This window comes from Polymorphospora sp. NPDC050346 (genome assembly GCF_040655695.1).
GTDB lineage: Bacteria > Actinomycetota > Actinomycetes > Mycobacteriales > Micromonosporaceae > Polymorphospora > Polymorphospora lycopeni.
The window spans coordinates 63275-72991 of the sequence record NZ_JBFAKM010000001.1; the positions used below are offsets into that span (position 1 = coordinate 63275).

Sequence of the window (9717 nt, forward strand, 5' to 3'; positions counted from 1 at the left end):
GCCCGGCCGGATCAGCTCACAGGGACGGGGACCGGAAGGACTCCAGGAACGCCTCCATCCGCTCGGCCGGCGCCGGGCGGGACAGCGCGAAGCCCTGCCCGTAGCGGCAGCCCGCGGCACGCGCCTGGTCGACCTGCCCGTCGGTCTCCAGCCCCTCGGCGACGATCTCCAGCCCGAGCCGGCGGCCGAGGCTGACCACCACGTCGATCAGGGGCTTGCTCTGCGTGCCCCGGCCGGAATCCGCCACCAGGGCCCGATCGATCTTGAGGATGTCGACCGGCAGCCGGCGGAGCTGGGCCAGCGACGCCTGGCCGGCGCCGAAGTCGTCGAGCGCGGTGCGTACGCCGAGAGCCCGCAGGCCGGCGAGCTGGGTGACCACGGTCGGCACGTCACTGGCGACCCGGGCCTCGGCGACCTCGACGACGAGCTGCTCCGGGGCCAGGTGGTGGGCGGCCAGGGTGGCCGCCACGGTCGACACGAAGTCGGGCGCGGCCAGCTCGTGCGGCGTCACGTTCACCGCCATCCACAGCGGGCGGCTCGGGTGTGACCACGTGGCGAGCTGACGACACGCCCGGTCCAGCACCCACCGTCCGATCTCGACGGCGATGGCCAGATCCTCGGCGACCGGCAGCAGCTCGGCCGGCAGCACGGTGCCCAGCGCCGGGCTGCGCCAGCGCAGCAGCGCCTCCACCCCGACCGGCTGACCGTCGTGCAGGCCCAGCACCGGCTGGTAGACCAGGTCGAGTTCGCCCCGTCCGGCGGCACCGGACAGCTCCCGTTCGAGGTCCATCCGGCGAACCAGCTGCTCCTCGAGGTAGGCGTCGTACCACTCGATCCGGTTGCGGCCGAGCTGCCGGGCCCGGCGGCGGGCCAGGTCGGCCCGGCGCAGCACGTCGTCGACGCCGTCCCCGCCGGCCAGCTCGGCCAGGCCGATGCTCAGGTGCAGGTGCACGACCGCGCCCGGCAACTGGTAGGGCTCGGTGAGGGCGGCGAGCAGCCGGGTGCCCAGGGTGTACGCCAGCATCGGCCCCTCGACCGTGACGATCGCGAACTCGTCACCGGCCAGCCGGGCGGCGACGTCGTCACGGTCGATGGTGGCCCGCAGCCGCCGCCCCACCTCGATCAGCACCGCGTCGCCGACCTCCCGGCCGCGTACGTCGTTGATACCGGCCATGCCGTGCAGGTCGATGACGAGCAGTGCCCCGGTGTGCCCGGAGACCGACCGCTGGGTGACGATGGTCCGCATCAGCTCGCGGCGGTTGGCCAGCCCGGTGAGCTGGTCGGTGAACGCCATCTCGTGCAGCGTGCGTTCGAGGTGGCGGCGCTCGCCGACGTCGCGTACGTGCACCACCAGCGCGCCCACCTCGGGCACGCCGCGCTGGTCGCTGATGGTCGACTCGGTGTCGCGCAGCACCCCGTGCCCGTCGACCAGCCGGGCGGTGACCAGCGGCGGGCGACCGCCGTCGGCGGCCCGCCGGGTGAGGACCCCGGTCAGCGCCGCGGTCACGTCGGCGGCGTCGTCGGGATGCATCAGTTCGGGGAACGCCCGGCCGAGCACGTCGGCGTCGGAGAGTCCGAACAGGCGCGCCGCGGCCGGCGACTGCCAGCGGATCAGCAGGTCCTCGCCGACCACCAGGGTCAGGTCGTTGGCGCCGGAGACCAGCGACCGGAAGTGCGCCTCCTGTTCGGCGAGGCGGCGGGCGTACCGGCGGACGTCGAGGGCCGAGAGCACCTCGCGCACGACCAGGGTCGGGATCACCGCAAGGCCGAGCACGATCGAGGTCACGTCGAAGGATCCGACGGTGACCAGGTGGTATGCGGCGGCCAGGGTGGCGATCACGGCCGGCACGGTGAGCAGCGGGTAGGCGGAGAAGTTCCCCTCGGCCTCACCGTGCGCCAGGGGCCGGCCGCCGACCTCGGTGCGCGACGCCCCGATCCAGGTCAGCAGCGGCGCGCCGGCCAGCACGGCACCGGCCGCCAGCAGCGTGGCGGGCGGCGCGTCGTACGCGAGCAGCCAGGTGAGGATGGTCATGCCGAGTACCGTCGCGCTGGCCCCGGCACCGGAAAGCAGGGCGGCCCGCCGGAAGCGGGCCGCGCGCAGTGCCGTGATCACGATGATCGACAGGCCGGCCGCCGCGACGAGCCCGGCCGCGAGCGCCGCCTTCGGAGCGGCCCCGGCCGGATGCAGCAGCCACCCGGCGAAGGCGAAGCTGGCGCCCATGCTGAGGCCGTCGAAGCCGCGGCGCAGCCGGACCGAGATGGTGACGGCCGCGCCGGGCAGGAGCAGCAGCCCGAGCACGCTCAGCACGGTGGCGGCGGCGAGGCCCGCCAGCGCCACCGACGGCAGCCGGCCGGCCGGCACCAGTGGCAGGGCGGCGGCGGTCAGACCGGTGGCGAGCACACCGAGGCCGAGCAGGCCGGCACCCCGGCATCCGCTGGTCCGCTTCTCGATGGCCCGGAAGGACAACGCGAGCCGGATCAGGCGGGCGGTGCAGACCGCGGCGACGGGTACGACGGCGGCGGCCACGGCCACCAGCACGGACACCGCCCCGGAAAGGGCGGCCGCGATCGCGAACGGCGCCACGACGGCGGGGGCGAGCAGGGTCACCAGGCGGATCGGCACAGGGCGGGCGGGGGCACGCAGGAGGGGTTCCACTGACACGGCGGCGGTCACCTTCGCGGAGGGGGCGAGGGTTTCGTGGTGCGGCGGCACCGCACCTATCAACGGGTCAACGAGGAGTGCGGCGACCAGGTTACGCCCCGGCGCCGTGGCGGGTGGCAGGATGGTGGGGTGACCACTGCCCGACCAGTCCAGTTCCGTTATCCGCAGGCGATCCTGGTGGCGGCGATCGTCGGATTCGTCGGCGCGATCCCGCTGGCCAGCGTCTCGTGGTTCCTCGCGCCGATCCTGCTGGTGCCGCTCGCCCTGGCGATGTGGGCGTGGCGGGCCGGCACCGACGCCGATCCGGCCGGCATCCGGATCCGGGCGCTGCTCGGCGGCCGGCGTATCGCCTGGTCGCAGATCCGGGAACTGGCCGCCGACCGGCGCGGGCGGGCGATGGTGCTGCTGGCCGACGGGCACGCCGTCGGCCTGCCGGCGGTCCGGGCCGCCGACCTGCCCCGGCTCGTCGAGGCGAGCGGCAACCGGGTCGACGCGACCGGCTGACCGCCGGCCCGCACGGGTGTCAGTATCCGTCGGCGACCTGGTTGACCAGTGGTTCACCGGCGGCGAACCGACGCAACTGGGCCCCGGCGAGCCGGTAGGCCCGTGGAAGCACGCCCTTCACCGAACCCGCGACGTGTGGGGTGATCAGCACGTTCGGCAGCGTCCACAGCGGGTGGCCGGCCGGCAGCGGTTCCGGGTCGGTGACGTCGAGCGCGGCGCCGATCCGGCCGGTGGACAGTTCGGCCACCAGGGCCGCCGTGTCGGCGACCGGGCCGCGGGCCGCGTTGACCAGCAGCGCCCCGTCCGGCAGCGCGGCGAGGAACCCGGCGTCGATCAGGCCCCGGGTCTGGTCGGTCAGCGGCACGATCACCACCACCACGTCGGCCGTGGGCAGCAGGGCGGGCAGGTCGGCCACGCCGTGGACGCCCTCGTCCGGCCGGGGCGTACGGGCCACCCGGGTCAGCTCGACCTCGAAGGGCGCCAGCCGCGCCGCCAGTGCCGCGCCGATCGAGCCGGCGCCGACGATCAGCACCCGCTTGCCGGCCAGTTCGTCGGTGGGGGTGAAGTCCGCGTACGCCCACTCGCCGCGGGCCTGCGCCCGGATGAACGGCGGGAACGCGCGCAGGTACGACAGGATCGCGGTGACCGTCCACTCGGCCGTGGACGAGTCGTGCACACCCCGGGCGTCGCAGAGCGTGACACCGGCGGGCAGTCGGCCGACCCAGGCGTCGGCGCCGGCCGAGAGCAGTTGCACCACCTTCAGGTCGGGCAGCTTCTCCGCGAGGCGTACGGTGCCGCCCTGGGCGAGGAACGGCGGGACCCAGAACGACACCCCGGCGGGGTCCGACGGCAGCCGGTCCGGGCCGGTCACGATCTCGACCGTGACCCCGTCCGGCAGCCCGCCCATCAGCCCGACGCCGTGCTCGTGCGCGACCCAGACCTTCACGACAGCACCCGTGTGATCATGACCCGACCCTAGTCGCCGGCCGCCGGCCCCGGCCGGCCAGGTCGGCCGGCGGTGGTGGACCGGTTCGACCGGGGTCGTCAACGGCGGGGCAGGCCGACCCGGCCGGCGGGGTGGTGGATGTCGTGGCCGGCGACGGTCGTGATCGTCGAGGGCACCCCCGCCGCGGCGATCGCCGCGCCGACCGCCCGGCTGGCCGGACTGCCGGCCGGCAGGACGTACGCCGGGTCGGGGGCGGCGGTGACCAGGTCCCGGTGCGGGCCGTAGCGGTCCCAGCCGGGGCGCAGGTCGTCGTCGATGACCGCGCACACGATCCGTTCCCGGGTGGCGAGGGTGATCGGCAGGCAGGTCCAGTAGCCGCCGTAGAAGCGGGTTATCCCGCGCTCGTCGAGTGCCGCAATCAGCTCCGCGCGGGCGTCGGCCTGCCGGCCGTACGCCGGCAGGTGGGCGACGAGCGCGGCCGTCGCGGCGACCATCGTGGCGGCCAGGGCCGCCAGCGTGACGCGACCGGCCACCCGCCACCGCCCCCGCGCGGCCAGCGTCCACAGCGGCCAGAGCAGGGCCGGTAGGGAGATCAGCAGGCAGGACAGGTAGCGGGCGCTCTCCACCGGCGTGCTGCCGGCGGCGCCGCTGGACGCGTATGCGAGCAGGGTCAGCGCCGCGGCCACGACGAGCGCGAGCCGGCCGGCCGGCACGACCCACCACGGGCCGGGACCGGCGTGCCCGGCACCGGCCGGTGCCCGGCGCAGTCCCCGCCAGGCGAGCACGCCCGCGACGACCAGCAGGACCGGCGCCAGCACCCCCCACAAGAGCTGCCACGGCGCGCAGCGGCCGGGGTCGCACAGCCCGGTGCCCATCGGCAGGCCGAAGAGCACGCCGCCGAAGAGCCGGTCCGGCCAGGACGCGTCGACCCCACCGCTGAGGTTCGCGTAGACGGCCAGCGACCGGTGCTCCGGCGCGGCGGTCAGGTTGTGGACGACGATCGGCACCAGTCCCACCACCAGCCCGGCCGCGAGCGCGGCGCCGGGGCGGCCCCGCAGCTCACGCCAGCCGGTCACGAGCAGCAGCAGACCGGCCGCGCCGACGTACGGCAGGACCAGCCAGTCGTCCCAGAGGGTGAGGCCGGCGACCAGGCCGAAGACGGCGTACGCGGCGGCGCGGCGGCGTACGGCACCCAGGCCGAGGTTGACCGCGAGCAGCATCAGCAGGGCGCCGGCCGGGTTCATCTCGGGATAGCCGCCGCCGGCGACGAGTTGGTTCTTCAGGATCCGGTCGGAGCCCAGCGCCAGCAGACCGACGGTGAAGGCGGCCAGCCACGGCGAGTAGAGGCGGCTGGTCAGTCGCCACATCAGGGCCAGGAAGGCGGCGTAGAGCAGCAGGTTGGGCAGGCGTACGGCGAGCACCGACGGCCCGGCCAGCAGGAACAGCGGCGTGGCCAGGTAGGACTCCAGCGCCCCCATGTAGTGCTGGCCGTAGAAGAAGAGCGGGAACTCCCGGCCCTGGCTCATGTGGAGGGCGACCAGGCCGGTGGTGGCCTCGTCGCTGTTGGTCGGCGGGGCCTGCGCGAGGAGCACCGCGAGGCGGTAGCCGACGCCGGCCACGGCGAGGGCCAGCGCGACCCCGGCGGGGGTGGGTCGCCACCGTCGGCTGGTCACCGGGGCGGGCGCGAGAGCTTGCTCGGTGACCATGCCGGGCAGTCTTTCACGGCTACCGACCCGGCGGGCGCCGCTCCTCGCAGTCGCCTCCGATCAGGCAAAACGCCGTACACACCACGCGTATACACACGGTGTATACGCGTGGTGTAGTGTCCCCGGCATGGCAATCGGACAGACGTTCCTGGGGCTGCTGGAGTCTCGGCCGTCGCACGGCTACGACCTGAAGCGCACATACGACGAACGGTTCGGCCAGGGCCGGCCACTGGCCTACGGGCAGGTCTACGCGACCCTCTCCCGGCTGCTCAAGAACGGCCTCATCGAGGTCGACGGGGTGGAGCCCGGCGGCGGCCCGGAGCGCAAGCGGTATGCCATCACCGACGCCGGGATCACCGACGTGCAGCGCTGGCTCGCCCAGCCCGAAAAGCCCGACCTCTACCTCCAGAACACCCTCTACTCCAAGGTCGTGCTGGCGCTGCTGACCGGACGCCCCGCCGCCGAGATCCTCGACACCCAGCGGGCCGAACACCTGCGCCTCATGCGCGAACTGACCCGCCGCAAGAACAACGGTGGCCTGCCCGACCACCTCATCTGCGACTACGCGCTGTTCCACCTCGAGGCCGACCTGCGGTGGCTCGAACTCACCGCCGCCCGCCTCGACCAACTCGCGCAGGAGGTACGGCCATGAAACACGCGACCGACGCGGGCGCCCGGAGCCTGCCGAGCGAGACCCTGCTCACCGCCGTCGACCTGCACAAGTCGTTCGGTCCCACCACCGCCCTCGCCGGCGCGTCGATGGAACTCGCCGCGGGCGAGGTCGTCGCGATCATGGGACCGTCCGGCTCCGGAAAGTCGACCCTGTTGCACTGCGCGGCCGGGATCGTCGCGCCGGACAGCGGCCGGATCGTCTACCGCGGCCGTGAACTGTCGGGCATGTCGGACGCCGCCCGCAGCGCGCTGCGCCGCAGCGAGTTCGGGTTCGTCTTCCAGTTCGGCCAACTGGTGCCCGAACTGACCTGCCTGGAAAACGTCGCCCTACCGCTGCGGCTCGACGGGCACCGGCGCCGGGCGGCCGAACGCCGGGCCACCGACTGGCTGGAGCGGCTGGAGGTCACCGACGTCGCCCACAAGCGCCCCGGCGAGATCTCCGGCGGCCAGGGCCAGCGGGTCGCGGTCGCCCGCTCGCTGGTCACCGGCCCACGGGTGGTCTTCGCCGACGAGCCGACCGGCGCCCTCGACTCGCTCAACGGCGAGCGGGTCATGACGCTGCTGACCGAGGCCGCCCGGGAGACCGGCGCCGCCGTGGTGCTGGTGACCCACGAGCCGCGGGTCGCGGCGTACTCGGATCGGGAGATCGTGGTGCGCGACGGCCGGACCCGCGAGATGGAGCTGACCGGCCGATGACCGAGCGAAGCGAGGGAATCAGTCGGCTCAGTCCACAGTCATGCGGCCGCCGAGCGAAGCGAGGTGACGCATGACCGACCGAAGCGAGGGAATCAACAGCGGTAGGGGGAAGGTCGGCGTCGGGCGGTGGATCACCGACCTGGCCCTCGGTTGCCGGCTGGCGGTCAGCGGCGGCCGGGAGGGCTGGACGCGTACGGTCCTGACCGCCGTCGGGGTCGGGCTCGGCGTGGCCCTGCTGCTGGTCTCCGCCGCCATTCCCAACATGCTCGACGCGCGCTCGGAACGCACCTCCGCCCGCTCCGACCTGCGCTTCACCCAACAGGAACTGCCTGCCGGCGACGACACGTTGCTGATCCTCGACGTCGGCACCAGATACCGGGGCGAGCACGTCTACGGCCGGATGCTGCAACCCGAGGGGCCCGACGCACCCCGGCCGCCAGGGGTGACCGACCTGCCCGGCCCGGGCGAGATGGTCGTCTCCCCCAGCCTGGAGAAGCTGCTGACCGGCCCGGACGGTGCCCTGCTGCGCGAGCGGCTCGACGCCCGGATCGTCGGCACGATCGGCGACGAGGGGCTGGGCGGCGCGCTGGAGCACGCTTTCTATCTGGGCAGTGACAGCCTCGACCCCGATCGCGCCCGCCGGATCGACGGGTTCGGGACGCCGGACGACCGCGAGGGGCTGGATCCTGTCCTGCTCATGCTCACCGTGGTCATCCTCGCCGTACTGCTGTTGCCGGTCGCGGTCTTCATCGGCGCGGCCGTGCGGTTCGGCAGCGACCGCCGGGACCGGCGGCTCGCCGCGTTGCGGCTGGTCGGCGCGGACGGCGCGATGACGCGCCGGATCGCCGCCGGTGAGGCGGCGTTCGCGTCGGTCCTCGGGCTCGGCGTCGGCGTCGTCTGTTTCTTCGCCGGGCGGCAACTGGTGGAACTGGTCACCGTCGCCGACATGACCCTCTTCGCCGGTGACGTCCGGCCGACCCTGCCGCTCGCCCTGCTCATCGTGCTGGCCGTACCCGCCGCCGCGGTGGCGGTGACCGTCTTCGCCCTGCGTCGGGTGGTCATCGAACCGCTCGGTGTGGTCCGGCACGCCGGCGGCACCCGGCGCCGGCTCTGGTGGCGGCTGGTGCCTCCGGTCCTCGGGCTTGCCCTGCTCGCCCCGCTGATCGGCACGATCGACGCGGACTCCGGGGGCGGCAACGAGACGCAGATCGCGGCCGGCGCGGTGCTGCTGCTGATCGGCGTGGCCGTACTGCTGCCCTGGCTGGTCGAGGCGGTGGTCGGCCGACTGTCGGGCGGCGCGGTGCCGTGGCAGCTCGCCACCCGGCGGCTGCAGCTCAGCAGCGGTACGTCGGCCCGCGTCGTCAGTGGCATCGCGGTCGCCTCGGCGGGCGCGATCGCCCTGCAGATGCTCTTCTCCGGGGTGAGCGTCAACTACGTGGAGGAGACGGGGCAGGACCCCGAACGGGCCCAGTTCCAGGTGTGGGGCTGGTCCCTCGGGGACCACTCGCGGACCGAGGCGGCCCTTCGACGGTTCCGCGAGACGACCGGGGTACGCGACGTCTCCGGCTTCAGCACCATCTACGCCGCCAGCGTCGCCGAGCCCGCGCCCGGTGGCCTGCCGGGCGGGGTGGACCTGGTCATCGGGGACTGCGCCATGCTGGCCGAGTTCGCCCGGTTGGACAGCTGTGCCGCCGGGGACGTCTTCATGAGCCAGGCCGCCCAGCCGGACCCCCAGGCGACAACGCCGAAGCCGGGCGAGCGGGTCGTGATGAGCGACGGCGCGGCGACGGAGTGGACGATTCCCGCCGGCACCCGGATGGTCGCCGCGCACCCGGAGTCGCCCCTGAACGAATCCGCCCGGCTGTACGTGACGCCGGAGGCGCTGCCGCCGGACGTTCTGCGAGACGGCCGGGTCGAGTTCTACGTCAACCTCGACCCGGCCGAGCCGGACGCCGTCGAGCACCTGCGTACCACCGCGGTCAAGGCGAGCCCCTACTTCTCGGTCATCGAGCGGGTCGCGCTGCGGGAGAACGACCGGTTCGCCGACATCCGGCTCGGCCTGTTCGTCGGCTCGGTGCTGACCCTGCTGCTGATCGGCGCCAGCATGCTCGTGACCACTCTGGAGCAGCTCCGGGAACGCCAGCGGCTGCTCGCCGTCCTGGTCGCCTTCGGGACCCGGCGCAGCACGCTGACCTGGTCGGTGCTGTTGCAGACCGCCGTACCGGTGGTGCTCGGGCTGGCCCTGGCGATCGGTGTCGGGCTGGGGCTCGGCGCGGTGCTGATGTCGATGGTCGGCCTCGGGGTACGCGTCGACCTGACCAGCATCGGCCAGATCACCGGGGTGGCCGCCGGGGTGGTGCTGCTGGTGACCGTGCTGAGCATGCCGGCCCTGTGGCGGCTGATGCGCCCGGACGGGCTGCGTACGGAATGAGCGGGCGGGCCTGCCGGGACCGGTCGGTGCGTTCGGTGGCCTGCTCGGGGCGTTCGTCGCGGAGCGGCTGGTGGGCGGCCGCCGCCATCGTGTCGTGCTG

Annotated in this window: 7 protein-coding genes; 4 read left to right on the plus strand and 3 right to left on the minus strand. The window is 74.1% G+C overall.

Annotated features, from left to right (window positions below):
• Window positions 1–16: 16 nt before the first annotated feature.
• The gene (locus AB0I42_RS00295; RefSeq protein WP_357532727.1) at window positions 17–2662 is read right to left on the minus strand and encodes an EAL domain-containing protein; all 2646 of its coding nucleotides are present in this window, start codon (window positions 2660–2662) and stop codon (window positions 17–19) included.
• Between the two features lie 129 nt (window positions 2663–2791).
• On the opposite strand from AB0I42_RS00295, the gene AB0I42_RS00300 reads away from it, so the two are divergent.
• Window positions 2792–3166 (plus strand): PH domain-containing protein, encoded by a 375-nt coding sequence (locus AB0I42_RS00300; RefSeq protein WP_357532728.1) that lies wholly within the window; start codon window positions 2792–2794, stop codon window positions 3164–3166.
• Window positions 3167–3185: 19 nt separating this feature from the next.
• On the opposite strand, the gene AB0I42_RS00305 is transcribed toward AB0I42_RS00300, so the two are convergent.
• Complete coding sequence (locus tag AB0I42_RS00305; protein WP_357532729.1) at window positions 3186–4112, minus strand: 2-hydroxyacid dehydrogenase; 927 nt, start codon at window positions 4110–4112, stop codon at window positions 3186–3188.
• A gap of 98 nt (window positions 4113–4210) precedes the next feature.
• Window positions 4211–5818, minus strand: coding sequence for a hypothetical protein (locus AB0I42_RS00310; RefSeq protein ID WP_357532730.1), 1608 nt, complete (start codon window positions 5816–5818; stop codon window positions 4211–4213).
• A 127-nt stretch (window positions 5819–5945) separates the two neighbouring features.
• Here AB0I42_RS00310 and AB0I42_RS00315 point away from each other — a divergent pair, with 127 nt between their 5' ends.
• The 3 genes from AB0I42_RS00315 (at window position 5946) to AB0I42_RS00325 (ending at window position 9617) form a co-directional block, all read left to right on the plus strand.
• Window positions 5946–6470: a PadR family transcriptional regulator gene (locus AB0I42_RS00315; RefSeq protein ID WP_357532732.1), complete on the plus strand. Its 525-nt coding sequence runs from the start codon at window positions 5946–5948 to the stop codon at window positions 6468–6470.
• On the plus strand, window positions 6467–7186 hold the full coding sequence (locus AB0I42_RS00320; RefSeq protein ID WP_357532733.1) for an ABC transporter ATP-binding protein: 720 nt from the start codon (window positions 6467–6469) through the stop codon (window positions 7184–7186). The genes AB0I42_RS00315 and AB0I42_RS00320 overlap by 4 nt, the downstream gene beginning before the upstream one ends.
• Before the next feature lie 70 nt (window positions 7187–7256).
• Complete coding sequence (locus AB0I42_RS00325; RefSeq protein WP_357532735.1) at window positions 7257–9617, plus strand: ABC transporter permease; 2361 nt, start codon at window positions 7257–7259, stop codon at window positions 9615–9617.
• Window positions 9618–9717 lie beyond the last annotated feature (100 nt).

Bases quoted from the DNA above. Each gene is read 5' to 3' on its own strand.
- AB0I42_RS00315 (WP_357532732.1), top strand. From the start codon at position 5,946: ATGGCAATCGGACAGACGTTCCTGGGGCTGCTGGAGTCTCGGCCGTCG.
- AB0I42_RS00310 (WP_357532730.1), bottom strand. From the start codon at position 5,818: ATGGTCACCGAGCAAGCTCTCGCGCCCGCCCCGGTGACCAGCCGACGG.
- AB0I42_RS00320 (WP_357532733.1), top strand. From the start codon at position 6,467: ATGAAACACGCGACCGACGCGGGCGCCCGGAGCCTGCCGAGCGAGACC.
- AB0I42_RS00325 (WP_357532735.1), top strand. From the start codon at position 7,257: ATGACCGACCGAAGCGAGGGAATCAACAGCGGTAGGGGGAAGGTCGGC.